The organism is Verrucomicrobium spinosum DSM 4136 = JCM 18804 (assembly GCF_000172155.1).
Taxonomy (GTDB): Bacteria; Verrucomicrobiota; Verrucomicrobiia; order Verrucomicrobiales; family Verrucomicrobiaceae; genus Verrucomicrobium; species Verrucomicrobium spinosum.
In genome coordinates, this window is the sequence record NZ_ABIZ01000001.1 from 6,089,110 (window position 1) to 6,112,106 (window position 22,997).

The following is a 22,997-nucleotide window of genomic DNA, read 5'->3' on the forward strand; positions in this document are numbered from 1 at the left end:
AACCGGGGTCTCGAGAATAAGGCGGGAGGGTTGGGCTACACCACCTTGGTCACGCCAGGGATGGCGATCGGGTAGTTGCCCGATTCATCCGGCTTGCTCGGCGGCACGGTCTCCCAAGTCACTTTCGCCGGCATGAGCTGGATCTCGCTCTTGATGGCATCGTCCCACTTCACTTCCTTGCCGCCGTAGGTGGCCATGCGCCCCAGAATGGAGGTCATGGTGCTCTCGGCGGTGTAGTAAGCGTCGTTCTTGGGCTTGTTGTTCAGGATGGCGTCCTGAAGCTCATTGTGCTCCACCTGGTAGGGGTTCTCATCTTTCTGGCGGAAGTCATACTTCCAGATGACGTTGCCCTTGTAATCCGTGGCGTAGCACTTGTTGTCGTTCTTGAGGTACAAGATGCCCTTGGTGCCGTGGAATTCTTCGCGGATCTGGTTGAAGCAGCCCTTCTGGTGACGGCACTGGCTGTTCACACGCACGCCGTTGGCATAGGTGAACTCGACGAAGTGGTGGTCGAAGATTTCTCCGTACTTGCCGGGGGTGTCGCCCTTCTTTTCCTTGCGGACTTCACGGCCGCCCATGCCCTGGGCACTGATCGGCGTGCTGCCGATGAACCAGTTGGCGATGTCGATGTTGTGCACGTGCTGCTCGGAGATGTGGTCACCGCAGAGCCAGTTGAAGTAGTACCAGTTGAGCATCTGGTACTGCATTTCCGTCATGCCATCCAGGCGGTCCTTCACCCAGACGCCACCGTCGTTCCAGTAAACCTGGCCGCTGACGATCTCGCCGATGATATTGTTCTCCTTGACCTCTTTCAGAGCATCGCGGTAGCACTTCTGGTAGCGACGCTGAAGGCCGGTCGCCACTTTGAGTCCCTTCTGGTCAGCCACCTTGGCCATCTCCAGCACCTTGCGGATGCCTGGAGCGTCCACGGCCACAGGCTTCTCCATGAACACGTTCTTACCGGCGTTCACCGCCGCTTCGAAGTGATAGGGGCGGAACCCGGGAGGAGTCGCCAGGATCACGAGATCGCACTCCTTGATCACCTTCTCATACCCGTCCAGGCCCACGAACTTGCGGTCGTCGGTCACAGCCACCTTGTCGGCGTGTTTGTTGCTCAGGTTGCTGTAGGAACCGTCGAGACGCTCCTTGCTGGCGTCTGCCATGGCCCAGAGCTTGAAGCCGCTGTTGGGGCTGCTCAGTGCCTGGTCTGCCGCGCCGGATCCACGACCGCCGCTGCCAATGAGGCCGATTTTAATATCCTTGCCGGAGGCGGCGAAGGCGTGAGTGGCATTGCTGAGAGCGACGCCAGTGCCCGCGGCGAGAGCCCCGCGGAGGAAGCCTCGACGCGACGCCTTTTCAGGCACGTAGATGGCATGGTGGTTGGATTCGTGCGTAGTCATGGTTGGAACAAGTTCACTTTAACGTGCACTTCACGCCATTCTATTCAGCCAGCGTGCTCTTGATCAGTTCGTAGCCTTCCGTATAAACTTCCTCAGGGGAGGAGAAGAAGTCACGCCACACGCGGGTGGCAGCGGCGAGGTCTGGCAGGGAGCCACCAAAGGCCTCAATCGTGAGCCAGCCATCATAGCCCAGCCCCTTCAGCTTGCGGATCGCCTCACGGCAGGGGGCGTGGCCCCGCCCGGGAGTGCCGCGGTCATTCTCAGAAATATGGACGTGGTTCAGCTTGCCTGAGTTGAACACGGTGTCGATGGCCCCTATCGGGTCCTTCTCCTCGATGTTGGCGTGGAAGGTGTCATACATCGTGCCGAAGTTCGGGTGGTTGACCCGCTTGGCATAGCTGGCAGCCTGCTCCATCGTGTTCAGCAAGTGGGACTCGAAGCGGTTCAGGGCTTCGATCGCGCACTTCACCCCTGCGGCCTCAGCCACAGGCGAGATCGCGCGGTGCACCTCGGCGGCGTGTTCCAGCTCAGTTTCCGTAGGGAAACGGCCGGTGAACTGGCCCAGCACCTGATAGTAAGGGCCGCAAAGCACCTGCACGCCCGCATTGTGGGCACACTCAAAGACGGACTTCAGGTGGTCGATCGCGCCCTGGCGGTTCTTGGCATCCGGGCTGATCGCGTTGTGTGCCTCGTCCGGAAGCACTGTCACCGCGGTGGCTTCCAAGCCATTGTCCTTCAACGCCTGCCCGATGGTTTTGAAGTGAGCGGGATCGCTCGTGTCAAAAATGGGGATCTCCAGACCATCATAGCCCACGGCCTTCAGTTTGGGGAACAGGGAAAAATTCTCTTCGGTCACGTGACCGGTCCAGAGCAACAGGTTAAATCCGATTTTCATGGGACTGCGAGACTAGGGAGTCCCCGCGGGGGACGCAACTCCTCGGTGCGTGAAAATGTAGGCTAAATCAGACAAGGCAAAGCCGCTTGCAACGGTGCCTATCACAGCGATAGTTAACCCCCGTTAATCATCTTTCGCTTGCGCTGGCGTACGGTTTCACCAGCATCTCCACCTCCACCTTCACCACTCCTTTCCATGAAGCCCGCTCTGATCCTGGCTGCCGCCGCAGCCCTCTGCGTCGCCGCAACATCCTGCAAAACCACCAAGGGTGCCGCTGGTGGCGGTTCAGACTACCAGGAGTACACCAGCGCAGGGGCTGATGGCGGTTACAATCCCTATCCCGGCCAGCCCGGCTATCAGGAGTACACTGCTCCGAGCAAGACCAAGCCCCAGCCGACGCCGTCTTACGCGTCCAACAGCGCTCCCCAGTACCAGCAGTACACTCCGCCTCCGCAGCCCTCCTACACCCCACCGCCACAGCCGAGCTACACCCCTGCCCCAGCCAAGAAGAAAACAGTGGCCGCCAAGTCCACACCCAAGAAATCTCCTGCCAAAACCGCTGCCAAGAAGCCCGTGGCCAAGGGAGGCAGTTACACCGTGAAGCAGGGCGACACCCTCTACCGGATCGCCCTCAACAAGAAGACCACCGTGAGCAAGCTCAAGAGCGTCAACGGACTGTCCTCAGACACCATCCGCCCCGGGCAGACCCTCAAGATCCCGTAAGTTCTCCCATAGAGGTCTCTCTCTCAAGACACCTCCAGCCAGGCTCCGCTGAGACGGGGCCTGGCTTTTTTGTGTGCATCCACCACCACCGAACATGCAGGTGACCGTCAACACCATCCTGCCCGGTTCCACCGGAACGGAGAGAGTCGCCGAGATGGCGCAAGGGCTCTTCCCGGACCTGAGTGTGGAGGAAGCTGGACCCGAGTTTATGAAACGCGACCACCCGCTTTCCTTCATCGGCCGACTCATCAAACCGTGGGAGATCGCCGACTCGGTGGCCTTTGGCTCCAGCCCGCGAGCCTTCGCCACCAACGGAGCCGCACTCCGCGTAGATGGCGGGTTGGTGTATCACATAGCCTGATCCCCTGAACTCCGCCTGCGTCACACGAGCCTCTCCATTTCCTTGAACCTTCGCAGACTGGACGCGAGCTGCGGCACCTAACTCATCTCCAGCCGGAACTGGGCTCCTTGAGCCTTTGCGATCTTGAGCACTTCTACCAGAGCCATCAGGTCATCAGCCACAGCTTCGGGGGTCTCCAGAGCCTCTGCTGCATCGGGATTCTGAAGGATAACCCTCGCCAGTGACTCGAACGCGGCGATGCCTTGGGAACAGTCAAACCACTCTTCGCACGGTCCCAGCAGCTCGTCCAATTCGTCCGGGCCTCCTTCGAAGTCCTCAGGAATCTCACGGGTGTCACCGAATGAAGAAAGCGCCGGGATTTCATATTCCTCTGCCAGTTCATCCAGTGCCTCAAACTCCAGGGCCAGGTCTTCCCCATGGCTGTCGAAGCTGGCATCTGACACAGGTGGATGGAAGACGGGATAGATTCCTAGACTCATAGCGAAGGTGTTGAAAGTGAACTGGAGGGTTGTTAGTCCGCAGGCTGCGAGAAAAATTCGACAAATCACAGCACAAACCAACCCACCCGTCAATGTTCCCTCCTTTGAGATGAGGTGATTGATCTAGTGCGGTGTTGCCCACCTGAAGTTTCCCCACCCTGCTTGCGTATGAGAAGGTCATGCACCTTCCTCGAGCACTCTACCTGCCCCTGATCTTCGCCAGTGGCTGGGGCGCAGGCATCTACGGCCAGGAATCCAAGGACCGTCTGGTCCGGGACACGGAGCTGCTCAGTGCAGTGCAGGAACAAGCCACCTTCCAGGTCCCGTCAGGATTTGAGGTGCAACTTTTCGCCGATGACGCCCAACTCGGCGGCAAACCGATCAATCTGGGATTTGACCGGCGCGGAAGACTCTGGGTCACAAGCACCCTGGAGTATCCCTATGCTGTGCCCAAAGAGAGATGGGAAAACGGGGGTGTGCGCGCAAAAGGAGGACGCGATACCATTCGCATCTTGGAAGACTTGGACGGTGACGGTCGCGCCGACCGCTCCACCGTCTTTGCCAATGAATTGAACATCCCCACCGGCGTGCTGCCCTACGGCAAAGGCTGCATCGCCTGGAGCATCCCTAACATCGTCCACTTCGAGGACACGGACGAAGACGGCATTTGTGACCGCCGCACCATTCTCTTTGGACCGCTGGGCTACGAGAAGGACACCCACGGGATGATCTCCAGCCTGCGCCTCGGGCTGGACGGCTGGGTCTATGCCACCCACGGCTTCTCCAACACCTCCCACTTCAAAGCGAAGGATGGCATCCCCCTGGATCTCAACAGCGGCAATGTCTTCCGGTTCAACCCCGATGGTTCGAGAGTGGAACGCTGGACCACCGGCCAGGTGAACCCTTTTGGCCTATGCTGGGACTCGCGAGGCAATCTCTATTCCGCCGACTGCCACAGTTCCCCCATCTACCAGCTCATTCCCGGGGCATCCTATCCCAGCTTCGGCCGCCCTCACGATGGCTTGGGCTTCGCTCCGGTCATGTGTGAGCATGCCCACGGCTCCACCGGCATCGCTGGCGTGGTGTACCTGGATCAAAATGTCTGGGGGCCTGAATGGAACGATCACATGCTGGTGGGAAATCCCGTCACCTCCAGGGTGAACCAGGACCTGATCACCTTCACGGGCAGCACGCCGAAGGCGAATGAGAGGCCGGATTTTCTCACCAGCACGGATCCGTGGTTCCGCCCGGTGGATCTGCAACTGGGCCCGGATCGCGCACTGTACATCGCGGACTTCTACAATCGCATCATCGGTCACTACGAGGTGCCGCTGGATCACCCAGGCCGGGACCGCGCCAGCGGACGCATCTGGCGGGTGGTGAAGAAGGATGCCACCCGTGCGTTGCGCCAGACCGCCCTGCACCAGATGACTACGGAAGACGTCATCACCAGACTCGGTGACGCCAGCCTCACCCTGCGGGGCCTGGCGGTGGCAGAGCTGAAAGAGCGGCTCAGCGGGCCTGCGGCAAGCGAGGCGCAACAGATACTGGAGAGAGTCGCCCCAGAGAATGCGCGGCAAAGCGCTTCAATGGTCTGGCTGGAGGCAGCCAGTAGGACAAGACCCTCCGGCGTCGATCCGCTGGAAGCGATTCATCGTGTTCGCTCGCTCGCGGAAAAGAACACGTTCGATTGGACCCAGACCGATCCACACCTCCTCTCTGTCGTTCTGGAAACTGTCCCGTATCGAGATCACGCGCCGGAGGTCGGACAACTCCTCGACCTTCGCGCCCGGTTGCCTGAAGGTGATCTGCGCATGCAATACGCCTGGCGACTGGCCATGCAAAGCGTGTTGCGACGTCAGACAACCGCCGACTGGAGCTCGCTCGCAAAGGGGCGGCTGGATGAGGTTGTCGAGCGGGAACTCTTGCTCGTCGTCTGCGCCATCCCCTCTCCTGACTCTGCGCGATGGTTGCTGCGGCGCCTGCAGCAGTTCGCCTCCCCTGCCTACTTCCAGGCTGTGGGTGGCGCGGGTCCTTTGTTGGCCCACGTCGCCAGACAGGCAGGTCCAGAGCTCGAGACCGAGTTGGTGGAGCTGGTGGAAAAATGCCACCCCGGCGATCTGGATGCCCAGTTGGAACTCTATGCCGCCATCACAGAGGGCAGAAAGCGGGCGGGGCAACCAGCTGGCCGCGCTGTGGAGAAATGGGCCGGAAGCCTGCAATCCGCCCTGCAGTCATGGCTCATTCAGGTGAAGCAACCGGGCTGGGTTCGCACGGGCACAGGAAACAACCCCTGGGTGCTCCAGCAGCGGTCCAGTGAGGACGGGAGTGAGGGCGCCTTTCTGGGCAGCCTGCCTCCCGGCGGTGAGAAGCTGACAGGCACTCTACGTTCTCCAGATTTTGACCTGCCGGATCAACTTGAATTCTGGATCGCCGGACACAGCGGCCCGACCAATCAACCACCTCACGGGCGAAACGTCGTAAGGTTGAGAGATGCGCTCAGCCATGAAATCCTGGCCACCGCCTGGCCGCCCCGTCAGGACCGGGCTCTCCCCGTGGCCTGGACGTTCTCCCGACAGAAAGAAGCTCTGAAAGCCTTGGGACAGGCCTTGCCTCGCGTTTACCTCGAACTCGTGGATGGCGACAGTGGCACCGCCTACGCCTGGCTCGCGACGGGACGCTTCACCCCGCAACCAGTGGCCTATCCCGATGACGATGCACAGACCTTGAACCGGCGCATCGCGTCCCTGGCTCAACTGGTGCGAGACTTCCCCACGCCGCACGGAGTGAGTCAGTTGCAGAAGGTGGTAGCCCCCACTGGGTCCCTTGCCCCTGCCACCCGGGCGCTCATTGCAGAAGCTCTCGTCACTGCCCAGCCCTCACTCCAGCCTCTCGCAGCACTGGCGCGGGAGGCGGAACTGGCACCGCTGGTCTTCAGCCTCCTCACGCAGCCGTCTCAGACGGCCGCACTCCTTGACAAGGCCTTCAAAGAACAGCCCTACCGCACCCAGGTGAAACTGGCGACCGCCATGGCCGCCACCCCGGAACAGAGCTCCCAACTGCTCAAACTGGCGCCCCCTCGCGTCCTGGCCGACCCCGTGGTCACTGGGAAACTGCAAGCGCTGAACCTGGCAGACATCACCCGCCGGTTGGATGAAATCACCCGCGCCCTGCCGCCAGTGAACGCCGGATTGGACGAAATGCTCAAAAGCCGCCTCACCGCGTTCACTCGTGAACGGGGCAACGCCGCGGCAGGCGAACAGTTGTTTCAAACAAACTGTGCCGTGTGCCATCGTATCGGGGTGAAGGGCAACCTGGTAGGCCCCCAACTCGACGGCATCGGTGCACGGGGTGCCGAGCGGTTGTTGGAGGACATTCTCGACCCCAACCGCGCCGTGGACCCGGCGTTCCGGATGCACTTTGTGAAGAAGCGCGACGGCGGTGTGCTGGGAGGCCTATTGCGACGGGAGCAGGATGACCAGCTCATCTTTGCCGATGCCGCCGGTCAGGAACATGCCGTAAAAAAGGCCGACATTGCCGAAGACCAGGAGTCACCATACTCCCTGATGCCCATGGGACTGAACGAAGTGCTGGCGGGGCAGGCGCTGAATGATCTGCTGGAATACCTCCTGGCCAGGAAATCGTAAAGCCACCAACTAGGGAGAACAGACCCACCCACGCGCTCGAACCCGGAGGGTTCACCATGAATAGCCATGCGGTGAAACGAGCGTAGCGAGTGAAACCCATGGAAAATGTCAGGAGGAAACACTACCGCAAAGCGGTAGGCCATCAGCGCAGACAAACATCCCATGTGGGCAGCACCCGCCCAAGGCCTACCGCTCCGCGGTAGCAGGTGTTAACGCTTTCCACGGGTTTGGCTCGCTAAACTCGCCTAACCCGTGGCTATTCATGGTGAACCCTCCGGGTTCGAAATTCCAAACTTGCGTTGAGGGTCCGCTCGCCCCAACCTCCCCTCACTACACCCACGATCTACGCCGGCTTCCGAAAGAATGCTGCCGCCGTTGCCCCGGTCTCACTCACCAGATCCTCCAATCTCACTCCCCGCAATGAGGCCACGAACTCCGCCGTATTCGCCACATACGCAGGTTCATTGCGTTTTCCACGGAATGGCATGGGGGCCAGATAGGGGCAGTCTGTTTCCAGCATGAATCCGCCCGACGGCACCGCGCGGGCGCATTCCTGAATCACCTGCCCGTTCTTGAAGGTGACAATCCCGGTGAACGACACGAGGTGCCCGCGCTCAATCAAGGGCAACGCCTGCTCACTGCCCCCTGTGAAACAATGAAAGACCCCACGCAGCCGGTCTGACCACGGCAGAACTTGCGCGACTAGATCCTCAAAACTCTCCCGATTGTGAAGCACCACATTGAGCTTGAGCCCCGCCGCCAGCTCGAGCTGCCGCTCCAGGACAAACGCCTGCTGTTCTTTCCACGAATCCAGCGTGAAGCCCTCCGGGGGCTGGTGATAGTAGTCGAGGCCGATCTCCCCGATGCCGACCACTTTGGGGTGTCGCGCGAGATCCTTCAACTCTTCCACGAAGCCATCCCCCTTCACAGTGTCCGCGTCGCAGGGGTGAATGCCCACAGTCGCCTCCACCTCAGGATACATGTCGGCTATCTCCAGCACCCGCTTGGAATCCTCCAGCGTGGTGCCGATGCAAATGATCCGCTTCACCCCCGCCGCCCGGGCCCGCTCGATGATCTCAGGCAGATCATTGGCGAACTGCCGGCTGGCAAGATGAGCATGGGTATCGGTGAGCATGGGGGAAGCGTGTAGAGTTATGGGTTATGCGTTAGGTGGAAAGCTCACGATCTCAAGTTCCATCGTCGGCAATCCCGTCCTCACCAGCTCACAACCCATAACATCTAACCCCTAACCCTTAACCCCTGCCTAATTTTTCACACACCGGAAGCCGGTATGATCCGCACTGCTGTCCGGATCGTTGAACATCCTCGACCCTGGCCGGTAGCCGGTGCAGTAGAGAGGGCTGCACAGGAAGGATCCGCCTTTGATCACCTTCTTTGGGAGATCCGGCTCGTTGGGATCGTACCCCACGCTGGGTCCGGGAGGGTTGAGCTTTGGGCTGTTGCGGAAGTAGTCGGGATGGAACCAGTCGGCGACAAACTCCCAGACGTTTCCTGCCATGTCATAGAGCCCGAATTCATTGGGCGGGAAACTCTTCACCGGCGCGGTGCCTTTGAAGCCATCCACGGCGCGATCTTCCACGGGAAAAGACCCTGTCCAAGTATTGGCCATCTTCACCCTCTGCTCACCATTCTCCCCCCAAGTAAAGGTGTTTCGCTTGGTGGGCCCTACACCCCCACGCGCTGCATACTCCCACTCGGCTTCCGTCGGCAGGCGCTTGCCCGCCCACTTGGCATAGGCCTCGGCATCCTTCCATGACACACAGACCACCGGGTGGTTCATACGTTCCTTGATGCTGGAGCTGGGGCCCTCAGGATGACGCCAGTCGGCCCCATGAATATAGCGCCACCATTCCAGGAAATTATCGAGATTGGGCGGAGCCACCGCAGGCGGGGTGAAAACCACCGCCCCCGGCTTGAGTTGATCTGGCTTGATCATCGGCCGCAACCGTTCTGGAAAGTCCTCCACCTTCGGGACTCGTTCTGAAGTCGTGACATAGCCCGTGGCCTTCACAAATTCCTCGAACTGAGCGTTGGTCACCTCATGCTCGTCCATCCAGAATCCATCCACGGCGATCTCATGCACGGGACTCTCCTCCCGCCGCACGTTGTCGCCCATCAAAGCCTCTCCACCAGGAATCCAGACCATACCAGCCGGAGTCGCTCCAGGAGGAGTCCTGGAGGTATTCCTGGGGCCCGTGGGTTGACTGGAGGATGGTGAGCAATGGGTACCCAGCGGCAGAAGGCTCAATGACAAGAGACCAAAGATGCAACGGGACAGAGGCAGGGAAACGACGGCCATGAACTATTTATGTCAGTGTGGGGATCGGGGCAGCGGCGGTGACTTTGCCGCCCTTGGGAACGAGGCAAATCAGGGATTCTGTCGCTCGTCTTTGGGCTTTGTGACGGTCGCCTCCACCGGGGGCGGCGGCGGCGGCAGATCCCATGCCGTCACCCACTCGTTTTTCTGCAGCGTAAATCCCATCGCCAGCAGGCGCTTCTCCATATCGGGCAGGTGGGCTGCGCCATAGAAGATGGCGAGGTGCTTTTTCCCCGCCTTGATCTGCTGCTGCAGGACGCGAAGAGCCACCTTGTTTCTCTCTGAAACAATGACGGTGCCGTCCCCTGACTCCATACCCGTCATGACCGCCTCGACACTGTCGAAGGTGCGACCAAAAAGACGCTTGAGCTCTGTGGCGCTGTCCTTGCGGCAGAGGATCTCCAGGATCTTGAGCAATCCCGGCTGGCTGGCACTCGATTGCGGCTGGTTCATCTGTACCTGCACGGCCTTGAGCCAGAGGGCAACGAATCCTTCGTTCCGCTGGTTTTGCATGACGGCGAACTCCGCGAGGCTCATATCGGCATGGACAAAATTGGCCGCATGGTAGTCAATCACATCGAGCTGACCCTTCAGAGCCAGCGTGTTCTGGAGGGTGGCGTGCAGACCATGCAGCCAGGAGAGCTTGCCTGCGGCAGCGTCTTCCTCCGCCTCAAACGCCTCCTCAGCGGGAGTCGCCCCCGTCGTGCCCTTCATGTAAGCCTCAAGATCGGCAACCTTTTGCTCAAGGCCGAGTTCACGGGCTCCCCCCTTGGGCGCCGGGACCTTCTTTTCAGCAGGGGGGGCCGGTGCCGCAGGAGAGGCTGGCTTCGCGTCACCTGGCTTCTTGGCCAGATCCTGCGGCTTCTGCCGGGCCTTCTCCGCAGCCAGTTCACGGCGCTCGCGTTGGCTGATGGGGCCGCCCACCATCTCATAGAGGACGACCTCGTAGCCTTTGAACGCCGCATTGAGCTTCTCGAAGTAAGCCTGGTCCGCCACATGGATCGCCCCGATCAGATCCACGACCAAGCCTTCTTTGTTCCGATACGAAGCAATGCCCGTCTGAAGACGGGCTCCAGCATCGTCCTCAACAAAGCGGACAAAGTCCGTGCCAGCAGGCGCTTGGACAGCGGGAGCGACTTCGGTCGCGGAAGGCACCCCGACCGATGGCCTGGACTCCGCTACCGGATCAGCCGCCAGCAGCGCTGGTAGCAGGGGGATGGCCACAGCGGCAGCCGCAATAAGACGTCGGGGGATCATGAAGCACATGCTAGCATGAGACCCGCCCCTTTCGCAAAACTTCAAAATTCAAACCCCAAACTTCGCCACCCCTGGCAGGGCCCCCTAGGTGGGCATTTTTTTGCGGTTCACAAGATAGGCCCAGGCAATGAACGCCACCCCGATCAGGATCATGAACGTGGAGTAGAACTGCCCCTTGGTGATGCCCATGATAAGGCTGGAATCAGGCTCACGGAAGTTTTCACAGACGATGCGTGCGATGGCGTAAAGGATGAAGAAGATGCCAGTCAGGACGCCATTGGGGAGGTTCTTCACCCGGGTGCGGACCAGGAAGAGCACCGTGAAGAGGAAAGCGCCCTCTGCGAAGCCTTCATACAACTGGGATGGATGGACCGGGTGCAGGGCGGCTTCCAGCTTTTGCATCCCATCGGGGACCTGCTTCACCAGGGCAATAATGTCGGGGCTATGCTGGGGGAACACATCCCCGGCTGCCTGCAAGCCCCAGTCGGACGGGCGCACATCCATCTGATGAAGCTCAGTGGGGAACTTCATGGCCCATGCTACGTCCGTGGGCCGGCCGTAGAGCTCGCCGTTGATGAAGTTCGCCATGCGGCCGAACAGGATGCCCAGCGGCGCGCCCACAACGAGATTGTCCCCCAGCCCTGTCCAGGAGATCTTGTGTCGCCACGACCAGTAGAGAGTGAATAATGCCAGCCCCGCAATCCCGCCATGGCTGGCCATGCCGCCGTCCCAGAGCTTGAAGATGATGAGCGGACTACGAATGAACTCGTTGAAGTTGTATAGCAGCATGTAGCCAAGCCTTCCCCCGGCCACCACGCCAAACAGCGCCGCGTAGGTGATGAAGTCCCCCACCTGCTCCGCCTTCAGCTGCCCATAGCCCCGGCGGGCCAGTCGCACCATCACGAGGTAACAGCAGTAGAACCCCAACACGTACGCCAGCCCATACCAATGGATCGCCAGGCTCTTGCTGAAGCGGATGACTTCTGGATTGAGATCGTGGAGGTAGTAGGCGAGCGTGGCGGGCATTCGGGAAGGGGCTGAAACAAACGCAGGGCAGGGCAGCCCTGCAAAGCGGGCCACACCCATTAGTCACCCTGCCGGGGAAGGCAAGCTACATCGCAGGCACGGCCGCCAGCTCTTCCGGGGATGGGGCAGCTTCGGTCGGAGCGGTGAGCAGGTCAAAGAGGGTGAGCATGCCCACCAGTTTCTGATCAGCATCACACACCACCGCCTTGCTCGCCCCCGTGCGAATCATCAGCTCGAACACTTCCGGCAGTGGCATGTGGGTGGCAATGACCATGGCTCGCTTGATTGGCAGGTCCTTCACCAGCGTGCCTGGGTCCATGGCATGGTGTTTCAGCCATTCGTAGCAGTCGGCCCGACGCAGCAGCCCACGCACCCGCCCTTCCGCATCCAGCACCGGATAGGTGCTGTGCCGCTCCCGGTGAAAAAGGTCCAGCGCTTTGTCCAGGCGATCTTCCTCATTCAGGGAGGCCAGTTGGCGCACCATCAGGTCACCTGCCGTGCCGCTGCGGGCCCGCTGGGGCAGTTTGGCCATCACATGCTCAATCTCCTGCGCACTGTCATAGGTCTCCGCTGTGCGGCGGAAGAGAGTGCTCAGGGAACCGATCGAGCTGACGAGCTTCTGGAAGGTGCGTTCATCGATGGCCACCAGGGTGCTAGGTTCCTTGGCAGTCGCAGTGTACCGCCAGATATGGTCCTCCAGCAGAGCCCGCTCGCCAAAGTGATCGCCCGCCAGAGCCGACTTCACCACCTCACCGCTTTCGTCAGTGATGTCCACCCGCCCATTTTTCACGGCGTAGAAGGAGAAGGCAGGCTCTCCCTTATGAAACAACGGATCCCCGGCCTCCAGATGCATCTCCTCCATGGGCGAGGAGTATTGAGGCGTGAGGAGGTTGATATCCCGCGGGAAAAAGAGATCGAACGTCCATTCAGACATCACCCTGAGCTTCCGGTCCAGTCCCGGGAGCTTCATCAAGTAGATGGTCCGCCACATGAACCAGGCGATGATTCCAGAAAAATGCCAGCCAAAGATCTCCGCCACCGCCTTGCGGTGACCAATGGAGGCCAGCTCTCCCAGCCCCGTAAATGCGAACGGAGCAAGTGACCGCCCCTGCAAGCAGGCCGCGATGTTGTCCCCCACCAACAGGCCCTGACGGTAGGCAAACTGTGCCGTCTCCGGGCACTTGCCGCCCCCCGCTTTCGGGAAGGAGGCACAATCCCCGGCTGCCCAGACATGCGTGCAGCCCTTCACCTGGCCGGTCGCCTCCACCACCACATGCCCTTTTTCCAGCGGCAAGTCCCCAGACGCACCGAGGGCCAAAATTTGCGGATGGGGAGCATTCCCCACGGTGCAGACCACCGTGTAGGCATCGATTTTCCGCCCGTCATCCAGAATAACCGTGCGGGCGGTGGCCGCCTTCACCCGGGCTTTGAAGAGGATCTTCACCCCCATGTTCTGCAACTGGGTGCTAGTGTAGTCCGCCAGCTTGGCCGAAAGCATGGGCAGCACTTTCTCCCCGCTGTGCACCAGCGTGACACTGAAGTCCTCCGGTTGCACCTGCTCATAAAAGCGGCACATGGAGTGCAGCAGATCGATCATCTGGCCAGCCGTTTCCACCCCGGAGTAACCGCCGCCCACCACAATAAAGCTCAGCAAGTGGCGTCGAGTAGCCGCATCGGAGATCAGGTTGGCCTCCTCCATCCGGCCGATGATGGTGGCCCGCAGCTTCATGGCATCGCCGCAGTTCCGCACCAGATAGGCGTGCTCGCTCATCCCGGGGATGCGGGTCAAATCCACCTCCGCACCCAGGGCAAAAACAATGTGATCGAACGTGAACTCCACCGTGCCAGCGGTCACCCCACCGTCCAACAGCAGCCGCTTTCCGGGCAGGTTCACCAATTTCACCAGACCCCGGAAGACATCCGCGCCGTCGCAGATGAGGCGGATGGGGTTCACGACATGCCGGGGGGCCAGGGAGCCTCCCACCACCTCCGGCAGCATCGGCTGGAAGACCATGTGATTCTCCCGTGCGATGACTCCTACCGATTTGCCGGTCCCCTCTAACCTTTTGACCAACCGCTGGGCGCAGTACACACCAGCGAATCCGCCGCCAAGGATTAGAACGTCATAGTGCCGGGGGGAAGGTGAACTCATGCTCAGAAGACCATAGCAAGAATGGGGGCAAGGCGAGTGATGTTTTTGTCGCGTTGGGTAGCGGCGTGAGCCCTTGCCCAACTCTCATCATACGGATTCCAGGCACCGCTCACGCTGCCACAACCATGCCAATCACGCCTGCCACCGCGATAATCGCGCCAAGAACGCCGCGCCAGCCAGGACGATCCTGTTCCAGCCAATAGGAAAGTGGCATGACCAGCAACGGCGTTGTGGCAGTGATGGACAGCACCACCCCGCTGCGCAACTCACCCAGAGCCCACTGAAAACAACTGACGCCCCCAATAGGCCCGCAAGTGGCGGCCACAAGCAACCAGAGCCATGCCCGTCGATTTATAACCTTGTTTGCACCTGGAATAAATTCTCGATCATCTGCGCCCCTCCTTCCACCTAGCCAGTTGGGTAGTTTCATCGAGAGACACCAGGTCAGCAGCGCAAAGCCCATCCCGGGCAGCACGCGCAAAAAAGCCTGCCCAATGCCGGTGACCACCAATCCCTCGCGGACCGCTTCTGCCTGCGCCAGGCGGCTTAATGCGGCCCCAAAGCCCTGCCCACAACCTGCCAGCAGTGCCAACAACACCCCCCAACGAACGGCCGAACGATGCCCCGCACCCCTCAAGGCAGGAGGTAATCGCAGCCCCGCACTCAGGGCAAACGCCACACCGCACAAAATAACCCCGCCCATCAAGGCCTGATGCAGCGTCAGAAAAGTACCAACCAGCCAAATATCCCCTATGGTACCAAACAATGGCGCACTGCACAAATGCAGGAGCAGGGTAAGGCGCGCCCCCAGTCTCGGATAGGCAAGAAAAAGCGCGACATCCCCCACCCCAAATCCTACAACGCCACTGTAGAACAATCGTTGCGCCGTACACGTAGTGAGATCCACCGGCCCAGTCCAGCACGCCAAACATCCCAATACCAGGGTCGCCAGCAACAGCCTCAGGGCGTTGGCTTTCAGCGCCCCCAGGCCCACTGCGGCCCTCTGCCCGCATATGCCTGAACCTGCGAACAAGATGGCAGTGAGGATGGCGGGCAGCATGTCCCCTTGCGTTAGCAGCGACGTCAGGACAAGCAAGTCTCATCATCCCTCTCCTCGCGTGAGAACGAATTGCCCGGCATTTTCTCCGACCAGACCCCGCTCGACCCAATCCAGTTTTTCCGTCCACTACTCCACCACCCTAATGTATGATAGGTTTGATCCACCCAGTTTTTCCGTGAACGATGGTTCCGTGCTCCAGTCACAACTACATGAAGTCTCCTGCTGAACCTTTCGTTTGGTTTCGGGGCAATGTGGTGCCGCAAAGCGAAGCTCATGTGTCCCCACAGGATCAAGGGTTCTCAGTGGGTGACGGTGTATTCGAAACCCTAAAGACCTATAAGGGAAAACCTTTTTCCCTTATGCGTCATTGGAATAGACTGGTGAATTCCTGCCAAAAAATAAACGTCCAAACTCCCACTTTCATCGCATTTAAAGACATGATCGAGCAAACCATCACCGCCAACCATCTGGAGGATGCGGATGCACGGGTGCGCGTGACCGTGACCTCAGGGGCGGGGACGTTGGGAGCCCCGCGAGGCGCGGTGGAGCCCACGGTGGTCTGCACGGCGGCGCAGGTGGTGGAGCGGGGAGATGCTGAGCGCGTGGTCATCGTCCCGTGGACTCGCAACGAGCGCAGCGCTCTGGCCGGGGTGAAATCCATCTCGTACGGCGAGAATGTTATCGCCCTGAACCACGCCCGTACCCACGGTGCTGGTGAACCTGTCTTTGCGAACACGGCGGGGCATCTTTGCGAAGGTGCCACGACCAACGTCTTCCTCGTTCACCAAGGCAGCCTGCACACCCCGCCGCTCAGCTCAGGCTGTCTCCCCGGCATCACCCGTGAGAGGGTGCTGGAGCTCTGCCACGAGCACCGGATCCCCGTATTTGAAGACAATCTTCCCGTTTCCTCCCTGCGCGAGGCAGAGGAAGCTTTTTTGACGTCATCCATCCGCGAAATCCATCCCATTTCGCATGTGGACGACATTCCCCTTTCCCTATGCCCTGGCCCAAAAAGCCTCCAATTGAGGGGCTTGTTCAGGAAGCTCATCAGCGCTCACACTGACCCGTGAAACGCTCGTGCCAAAAACAGGCCCATCTGCCCCACCAAGGCATCATGGAGAACCCCAGCAAAACAACCAAGAAACCCTAACCCACCCACTAACTATGGCCAAAGATCCAAACAACCGTAACATCACCCGGATTGAAAACACCGGTGGTGAAGGCAAGCGCCCCGTGCGCGGCTTCGAAGTCCGCATCTATCGTCGCGGACAACGCTTCAACCAGTTCTTCTCTGACTCCGCCCATGGCGGCAAGAAGGGCGCCCTGGAGCAGGCTCGCACCGTTCGCGACAAGATGGAGAAGAAACTCAAACCCTACACCCGGCGTGAACTCGCGGAAAAGATCTCCGCCCGCAACACCTCCGGCTACCGTGGTGTCCGTCTCCGCAAGACCATCGTGACCAAAGACGACAAGAAATATGTCTATGAGCACGTTGAGGCTTCCTGGAGCCCCGAACCTGGTAAAGTGGTGAAGAAGTCCTTCTCCGTCGCCAAGCTCGGTCTCGACAAGGCTTGGGAACTTGCCGTCGAGTGCCGTAAGAAAGCCGTCTCCAAGATCAAAGGCTGATTTGCTGCGGGCCAGCGCCTGGGTGCTGGCCTGCCGTGAATGATCCAGCCGCGATCTGATCGCTGGGATTCCCTCCAAACGCTCTGTGCAAGAGCACCCCCATTGGGGGGAATCCCGCATTCAAAAAGAAATCTCGCCAGACACCAGACCTGAAGCAAACCCCATCCTCAGCCGCCGCCATCGAGCGACGACCGGGCTGGGGTTTCTTGTTGGCCGGAGCCAGGCCTGCCGTTGGTCCCCGCCGGACAACTACGGGGACGGAAGCCTCTCGTAAGCCTTGCCAGGCACCCGCAGAAGTTTAGTGCGGCTGGCATCCCCCCTCAAAAGGCTGACTTCCCCCTTCGCACAGCCCAGCTGCTCCGCCAGAAAGCGGACCAGCTCCTTGTTGGCCTTCCCCTCCAGCGCTGGAGCCGCCAGTTTGACCAACAGTACGCCCCTCCCCTGCTCATCCGCCCCCCAGCCAACGATCTCACTGCGACGCGCATTCGGCGTCACCTTGCAAGCCAGATTCACTGAGTCATCTCCCATCAGAGGCTGACCTTAGAACGGCCTTCCCCAATACTCCAGGCCTGAATCATGTGAGGGAGGCCGACCAGAATACCGAGAGGGCGCTCCGCACAAGCCACGGTCCCCCTTCCTCCCCCACTTGTAAATCCTTCTAAAATCTTGTTAATCCTGTCTCCACGCGCACCCAGCCACCCTTGTCCCGCCGAATTTGGGTGACAACCACCCGCCCTCGTGCAAAATCCGCGTCCGATGAATACCACGTTTCTCACCCTCCTCAGCGTCATCGCCATGAGCGCCGTCGCCCTTGCCGAAGACGGCTGGACCAGCATGTTCAACGGCAAAGACCTCTCTGGCTGGAAATCAAACGAAGAAGTGCCCGGCGTCTTCACCGTGGAAGACGGCAATCTCAAGGTCTCCGGCGGCCGCGCCCACATCTTCTTTGTCGGTGCTGATGGCAACGCCAAGTTCAAGAACTTCGAGTTTAAGGCCAAGTTCATGACCACCCCCGGTGCCAACGGCGGCATCTACATCCACACCGCCTATCAGGAAAAGGGCTGGCCCGAAAAAGGCTATGAGTGCCAGGTGAACGCCACCCATACGGACCGCAAGAAAACGGGCGGCCTCTACGCGGTGCAGGACGTGCTCGACAACGCTCCCAACAAGGACAACGTCTGGTCGGACTACTACATCAAGGTGGAAGGCAAGCACATCACGATCAAAATCGACGGCAAAACCACCGTGGACTGGACGCAGCCCGATGACTGGGATCCTACCAAGTCCCTCAAAGGCATGCCCGGCCGCAGCCTGAGCGAAGGAACCATAGCCATCCAGGGCCACGACCCCAAGAGCGTCGCTTTCTACAAAGATCTGGAGATCAAGCCTCTCCCCTGATCCAAGACCTGGCCAGGTCACTCGTCCCTCATCCGATCCAAACGAAAAAGGCAGCCCTCACCGGCTGCCTTTTTTTGCGACTACCTCACGCTTCTACCTTCCCCTCCTCACGAAAATCGCATCCACCTGCCGCAACTGATTCTCCCTGGTCAAAGAGGCGTTGTAGAAGTTATGCAGATCAAAACCCAACTCGTGATAGAACCGTAGCGCTTCATCCAGCCGCTTCTGCCCCTGATAGGTCGGTCGGGTGATGATCTCAGAGTACAGCACCTGGATGTTTCCCATTGCACAAGCCGTTCGACCGCCCGCCATGACCAGGTGCTCCGCCCCTTGAACGTCGAGTTTGAGTAGATCGATCCGCGGGACCTCCAGTTCCTTCATCACGGCATCCAGCGTCCGGATCTCCACCGTCATGGTCCGCTGGGTCGTCAGCAGCCCCTCCCCCCAGGTCACCGCCCCTTCACCATCTGTTGGTAAAAGTGAGTTCGTCTGCTCATGTTCGTTCACGTGGAACGTCCGGGGCCCGTCCTCCTCGCCCAGACCATAGTTAAACACGCGAACCCTCGAGTCTCCAGCCACGTTCGCCTTAAGCACCTCAAACGACTCGTGGAAGGGTTCAAAAGAGTACACCCGGCTGTCCGGCAACAACTCGCGAAACGCCTTCACCATCATTCCATGGTGGCCCCCCACATCAAACACCACCGGCTCAATCACCCCGTTCATCAGGCGCTTCAGTTCCCCCATCGCCGACTTCCCCCCACCATCGCGCCGACAAGCAGTCTTCGAGATCGTATAGCCCAAACGACCCGCCATCGTCTTAATCACATCCTTCAACATGTCGCGACCCATTGCACAGGAACGCGCACCTCACAACCTACAGCTTCGCAACATCCATATTCTCCACAATCCTCGAACCCAGCCAAACCCGCTTCCGCAAGTGCCACCCCCTCAAACCTCCACACTTTCCCCTCCCATTTTGCTAATTTTCCTCAGAACCTTTTGATCGATAGCCTCACCACTCCGCCCTTTGTCACATACCCCGTCACGGCGGAATCGTTCTGCGGGCCTCCGCAGCAGATCCACCGGCCCCGCTGCACAGATTCCTCCGCTCAGTCCAGAACGCAGTCGATGTGCCTGCTCATCGCATCCTCTCCTTTCTCCAGAAGATGGGCATTGTCACCCCCGCCGCCCGGACCATCGCACACATCCGCCAAAACCATCAAGAGCGCTGCAACAGCCCATTTCATGCGATTCAGCCCACCGACCATCTCCCTCTGAAACACGCTTTTTCAAACCTGATCCAGAGTCAGCCGGCCATCAGCCATTCCCAGCGACTCTCGCCAGCGTGATTCCTCACACCGGAAATGGCAGGTGACTCACGTCGATGTCCACTGAAACGGGGCTGAATGCAACTCAGCTCCTCATCCCTTATCTCTTTCCCCTCTTCCCTTTTATTCGTCATACTCGCCCGGCTCAAACCGAATGGCTTGAAGGGCAGTCACCGGGCGGGGTTCATCGCTCTGGCCGATAAACAGGTCGTAGGTCTCGCCGTTGTCCGTGGAGATGGAGTCATCCTGTAGCACATCGTGCCGGGGCTGCCCAGGACCCACGCCCTCTGCGTGCGCCGCAGGCAGGGCTTCCGCCAGGAACTCCGCCACTGCATGGGCCACGCCACGGTCTCCCTTGGCGCTGAACATGAAGTACGTCTCCGGCATGGTCTCCTGCGGCTGCTCCCAGGTGAAATAGTGGTTCAGCGTCTCCGCCAGCGCCTCCCGCACATCCGTATCGGTCAGCTCCTCATGATCTTGGGCCAGATCTTCAAGGGCTTGATACAAATGGCCAACGGCGTCTCTGAGCGAGGTCATGGGGGTAGGTGATGAAATATTTTTTTGGCGAACGCAAGAATACCAGGGTGAGCCCTCTGCTCCTGCCCCGACCGCCCCGCCATATCACCCGAACTCCCTGTTGTCCACCCCCTCGCAGCACTTTTACCCGTTCCATCATCCCAAAGCACCACTTTTCCTCTTCAGGCTTTTGGGAAGGGTCCACCCCTGCCAGCATCCCGGCAGACGGTCTCGACAGATCCCGGCGGCGGTTCAGGATCTAACTTTTTCTCCTGAAAAAAATCGTCGCAGCCCGATCCAGATCAGGGCCGCATAGACCTCACCTCGGGGGCGCCACACTTCCATGCACGGCTCCTTCCCAGGGAACGGTTGCCGGTACGAGTCACTTTGATCTTTTCTGGCTTTTTTGAATCGAACCGCCCAGACGATCAATGCTGGCCCTGCAAGAAGTCGAAACAAAAAGCGCACAGGCCATCTTTCTTTTGCGCACGACTTTGCTCAGCGTTCACTGCGCCCCTTGGCACCCACCAAATAGCCCACCACCATTTTCGTCACATCCGCCATGGCTTCGTAGTCCAGCATTTCAGGAAGATCGCTAGGCCGATGGTAGTGGGGGTTGCGAAAGTTGGAAGCGCCTGTCCACATGAGCGCCGGCAACCCGGCTTTCCAGAATGGAGTATGGTCGCTCCGCAACAGATCGCCAAAGACCTTCTCCAGGCCGCACAACACCTTCAGCGATACAAGGGGCGAGCGACTGCCCCATGTGCCCACCGCCCGCAATACTTTAGATGCGATCCGGTTGGACTTGGAGTTGCTCACGAGACCGATAAAGTTTCCTTGATCCGGAAGGGAGACAGGCAGCCCCTTCGGCTTGCCCTGTGATCCCGGTGCTGTCGTAAAGGATAGACTCCCTCTGGCGTCCGCTGGTCGCCTTCTATGGACTTTGCCCCCACTGGTTGTCCGCCCAAGGACACTAGATACACCACCAAGACCTTGTTATGTTTCCACACCGTCAGCGTCCGTTGCGACTTGATTACCACGAGCCGGTCAGCCCTGGTCCCCTTGGGCAACGGTGAGGCTGGCCAGTTGGCCCACACCAGAAGGAGGACCACCACGCTGGAGCCAGCCAAAACGGCTCGCGATCCAACTTTGAGAAACGACATGATCTCCAAACTGACCGGTCGCTGCGTCCCGGCAATCGCTTCTCTGTCCTTTGACAAGCACTGCGCTGACTACGGATCCGCCAAGACGATCCATCGATGCAACGTCACCTTGGTTCCGAACCAATGGTTCTCATCCCGCCTTCCATCCAGCGTCGCTACCTTCTCCAGTCCAGGGTCCGCCTGGATCCAGCGATTCCCACCCACATAGACAAGCACATGAGCTCCACCCTGAGTCACTGCCAGATCTCCCGGTTTCAGTCCGGCATAGTCCATCTCCTTCACGGTGCCCTTGCGCCCCAGTGATACCGTGTAGCCCCGGTAGCCTTCACTCAAGGCCTTCGCGCTGGCGTCATACCACCAATGCTCCAGCGCCATGCGTAACGCGCCGCCATCCGCGTGCCCCGTCCCATAGGCCATCAACGCTTGGCGCAAAGACCGGCGCGGCAGACCCGAGCAATCAATCCCTCGATACGCCTCCCCTCCCCAATGATAGGGTGAGCCCTCGAACCCCGACAATGCCTCCACATAGCGTCGTCGCAGTTCCACTTCGTCCATCTTCCGCCCCGGCAGCAAGAACGGCAGCGCCACCAGTCCCGGCAGCATCGCCCAGCCAAGGCGAAACCCTTTGCTCGGCCATGCCAGGATCAGCACTCCTAGCCACACCACGGCAATAGAGCCCACCAACGCCAACCGGAGCATTGCGCTGCTCACGGGATTGATCGAGATCAACGCCATCGCCAGCACCGCCCCCACCGTCATCAAAATCACCAACCTTCTCATTGTCGCGTCATACCCTCCATCACTCCTTCGTCGCCCCCCTCTTTTTCGGATCATCCCGCTCCACCTTGTGCTTGTCCAGGAGACGGTTCATGAGCGACTCCACTACCGGACTGGGAAAGGGTTTAACCTTGTTCTGCGGTACCATCGCACCGTAAATGGCCAACTCACTGCACTTGAAGCAGATCAGCACGCCTGTTTCACCGTCCGGCAACAAACCGACACCGCCCTCGGGCGATTCCGCCGCAGACAACAAACCTCTCAACGCGAACCCGAACCCCAATGCACCGAACCACCCCTTCATATCATTCTTGATCTCAGACAGTCGTAGTAGCACCCCTCCACCAAACAGTTTCATATGTCGCAACTCAAACGTCCCACTCTGTGAAACGCCGTGACCGCTATGGTTAAATCTCATTTTGCCCCCATTCTTCATCTTGTTAATCCTGTCTTAGGAAGGCACCTCCCCATACACCGCCACTTCCACCAGATTCAGATCCGGATCACGGAAATAAACCGACGTGATCAACCCCATCGCACCCGTCCTCGGCACCGGCCCCTCTGTGACAAACACATGCTGCGCCGCCAGATGAGCCAACACCACATCCATGGGTGACGTCGTGATCAAACAAAGATCGGCCGAGCCCGGTGTTGGATGCATGGCGTGCGGAGCCACGGGGGCGGCTGCCGGATGCAAATTGATCTTCTGTTGACCGAACTTAAGAGCCCGACGTCCACCAGCAAACGTCACCACCTCCATGCCCAGCACGCGAGCATAGAAGGCGCAGGATGCGTCAACATCACGCACTGTGAGCACGATGTGGTCAAGGCGCTGGATGATCATGGGAGTC

General features: G+C 59.7%; 23 protein-coding genes. 6 read left to right on the forward strand and 17 right to left on the reverse strand.

Features of this window, described 5'->3' with window-relative positions; translation table 11 throughout:
• Window positions 1-35: 35 nt before the first annotated feature.
• Window positions 36-1,400 carry a Gfo/Idh/MocA family protein gene (locus VSP_RS24800; RefSeq protein ID WP_009964087.1) on the reverse strand — a complete coding sequence of 455 codons (1,365 nt, stop codon included), beginning with the start codon at window positions 1,398-1,400 and terminating at the stop codon, window positions 36-38.
• 40 nt (window positions 1,401-1,440) lie between these two features.
• On the reverse strand, window positions 1,441-2,295 hold the full coding sequence (locus VSP_RS24805; protein WP_009964088.1) for a sugar phosphate isomerase/epimerase family protein: 855 nt from the start codon (window positions 2,293-2,295) through the stop codon (window positions 1,441-1,443).
• A gap of 195 nt (window positions 2,296-2,490) precedes the next feature.
• Here VSP_RS24805 and VSP_RS43680 point away from each other — a divergent pair, with 195 nt between their 5' ends.
• Window positions 2,491-3,018 carry a LysM peptidoglycan-binding domain-containing protein gene (locus VSP_RS43680; RefSeq protein ID WP_009964089.1) on the forward strand — a complete coding sequence of 176 codons (528 nt, stop codon included), beginning with the start codon at window positions 2,491-2,493 and terminating at the stop codon, window positions 3,016-3,018.
• 94 nt (window positions 3,019-3,112) lie between these two features.
• Window positions 3,113-3,379, forward strand: a complete 267-nt coding sequence (locus VSP_RS24815; protein WP_009964090.1) for an SDR family oxidoreductase — start codon at window positions 3,113-3,115, stop codon at window positions 3,377-3,379.
• 77 nt (window positions 3,380-3,456) lie between these two features.
• Here VSP_RS24815 and VSP_RS24820 read toward each other — a convergent pair whose 3' ends face one another.
• Window positions 3,457-3,858 (reverse strand): hypothetical protein, encoded by a 402-nt coding sequence (locus VSP_RS24820; RefSeq protein ID WP_009964091.1) that lies wholly within the window; start codon window positions 3,856-3,858, stop codon window positions 3,457-3,459.
• 179 nt (window positions 3,859-4,037) lie between these two features.
• Between VSP_RS24820 and VSP_RS40000 the strand changes: the two genes are divergently transcribed.
• Window positions 4,038-7,505, forward strand: a complete 3,468-nt coding sequence (locus VSP_RS40000; RefSeq protein ID WP_009964092.1) for a PVC-type heme-binding CxxCH protein — start codon at window positions 4,038-4,040, stop codon at window positions 7,503-7,505.
• 343 nt (window positions 7,506-7,848) lie between these two features.
• Here the strand turns inward: VSP_RS40000 and VSP_RS24830 are convergent, their stop codons facing one another.
• The 6 genes from VSP_RS24830 to VSP_RS24855 all read right to left on the reverse strand — a co-directional run bounded on the left by VSP_RS24830 (window position 7,849) and on the right by VSP_RS24855 (window position 15,338).
• Window positions 7,849-8,640 carry a TatD family hydrolase gene (locus VSP_RS24830; protein ID WP_009964093.1) on the reverse strand — a complete coding sequence of 264 codons (792 nt, stop codon included), beginning with the start codon at window positions 8,638-8,640 and terminating at the stop codon, window positions 7,849-7,851.
• Between the two features lie 129 nt (window positions 8,641-8,769).
• Complete coding sequence (locus VSP_RS24835) at window positions 8,770-9,672, reverse strand: formylglycine-generating enzyme family protein (protein WP_081452698.1); 903 nt, start codon at window positions 9,670-9,672, stop codon at window positions 8,770-8,772.
• Window positions 9,673-9,894: 222 nt separating this feature from the next.
• A complete protein-coding gene (locus tag VSP_RS24840) occupies window positions 9,895-11,100 on the reverse strand; it encodes a hypothetical protein (RefSeq protein WP_157211039.1) in 1,206 nt (401 codons plus the stop codon).
• Window positions 11,101-11,184: 84 nt separating this feature from the next.
• Window positions 11,185-12,126 (reverse strand): prolipoprotein diacylglyceryl transferase, encoded by a 942-nt coding sequence (gene lgt / locus VSP_RS24845; protein ID WP_029190734.1) that lies wholly within the window; start codon window positions 12,124-12,126, stop codon window positions 11,185-11,187.
• 85 nt (window positions 12,127-12,211) lie between these two features.
• Window positions 12,212-14,278, reverse strand: a complete 2,067-nt coding sequence (locus tag VSP_RS40005) for an FAD-dependent oxidoreductase (protein WP_081452699.1) — start codon at window positions 14,276-14,278, stop codon at window positions 12,212-12,214.
• A gap of 109 nt (window positions 14,279-14,387) precedes the next feature.
• Window positions 14,388-15,338, reverse strand: coding sequence for a DMT family transporter (locus VSP_RS24855; RefSeq protein WP_029190735.1), 951 nt, complete (start codon window positions 15,336-15,338; stop codon window positions 14,388-14,390).
• Between the two features lie 209 nt (window positions 15,339-15,547).
• Between VSP_RS24855 and VSP_RS24860 the strand changes: the two genes are divergently transcribed.
• Together VSP_RS24860 and VSP_RS24865 are read left to right on the forward strand one after the other, a co-directional pair.
• Complete coding sequence (locus tag VSP_RS24860; protein WP_044133660.1) at window positions 15,548-16,408, forward strand: aminotransferase class IV; 861 nt, start codon at window positions 15,548-15,550, stop codon at window positions 16,406-16,408.
• Between the two features lie 94 nt (window positions 16,409-16,502).
• A complete protein-coding gene (locus VSP_RS24865; protein WP_009964100.1) occupies window positions 16,503-16,964 on the forward strand; it encodes an AP2 domain-containing protein in 462 nt (153 codons plus the stop codon).
• Window positions 16,965-17,213: 249 nt separating this feature from the next.
• Here the strand turns inward: VSP_RS24865 and VSP_RS24870 are convergent, their stop codons facing one another.
• Window positions 17,214-17,492, reverse strand: coding sequence for a DUF167 domain-containing protein (locus VSP_RS24870; protein WP_009964101.1), 279 nt, complete (start codon window positions 17,490-17,492; stop codon window positions 17,214-17,216).
• A gap of 228 nt (window positions 17,493-17,720) precedes the next feature.
• Here VSP_RS24870 and VSP_RS24875 point away from each other — a divergent pair, with 228 nt between their 5' ends.
• On the forward strand, window positions 17,721-18,362 hold the full coding sequence (locus VSP_RS24875; RefSeq protein WP_009964102.1) for a 3-keto-disaccharide hydrolase: 642 nt from the start codon (window positions 17,721-17,723) through the stop codon (window positions 18,360-18,362).
• A 93-nt stretch (window positions 18,363-18,455) separates the two neighbouring features.
• Here VSP_RS24875 and VSP_RS24880 read toward each other — a convergent pair whose 3' ends face one another.
• From VSP_RS24880 to VSP_RS24910, 7 genes are all read right to left on the reverse strand, one after another.
• Window positions 18,456-19,199 (reverse strand): FkbM family methyltransferase, encoded by a 744-nt coding sequence (locus VSP_RS24880; protein WP_198141226.1) that lies wholly within the window; start codon window positions 19,197-19,199, stop codon window positions 18,456-18,458.
• A 614-nt stretch (window positions 19,200-19,813) separates the two neighbouring features.
• Window positions 19,814-20,227, reverse strand: a complete 414-nt coding sequence (locus VSP_RS24890; protein WP_009964107.1) for a hypothetical protein — start codon at window positions 20,225-20,227, stop codon at window positions 19,814-19,816.
• 477 nt (window positions 20,228-20,704) lie between these two features.
• Window positions 20,705-21,025: a M28 family peptidase gene (locus VSP_RS37315; protein WP_009964108.1), complete on the reverse strand. Its 321-nt coding sequence runs from the start codon at window positions 21,023-21,025 to the stop codon at window positions 20,705-20,707.
• Window positions 21,022-21,369: a L,D-transpeptidase family protein gene (locus tag VSP_RS44020; RefSeq protein WP_053332386.1), complete on the reverse strand. Its 348-nt coding sequence runs from the start codon at window positions 21,367-21,369 to the stop codon at window positions 21,022-21,024. Before VSP_RS44020 ends, VSP_RS37315 begins: the two co-directional genes overlap by 4 nt.
• Window positions 21,370-21,438: 69 nt before the next feature.
• Complete coding sequence (locus VSP_RS24900) at window positions 21,439-22,149, reverse strand: NlpC/P60 family protein (RefSeq protein WP_157211042.1); 711 nt, start codon at window positions 22,147-22,149, stop codon at window positions 21,439-21,441.
• 19 nt (window positions 22,150-22,168) lie between these two features.
• Window positions 22,169-22,504: a hypothetical protein gene (locus tag VSP_RS24905; protein WP_029190738.1), complete on the reverse strand. Its 336-nt coding sequence runs from the start codon at window positions 22,502-22,504 to the stop codon at window positions 22,169-22,171.
• A gap of 93 nt (window positions 22,505-22,597) precedes the next feature.
• Window positions 22,598-22,990 carry a VOC family protein gene (locus VSP_RS24910; RefSeq protein WP_009964111.1) on the reverse strand — a complete coding sequence of 131 codons (393 nt, stop codon included), beginning with the start codon at window positions 22,988-22,990 and terminating at the stop codon, window positions 22,598-22,600.
• Window positions 22,991-22,997: the final 7 nt, after the last annotated feature.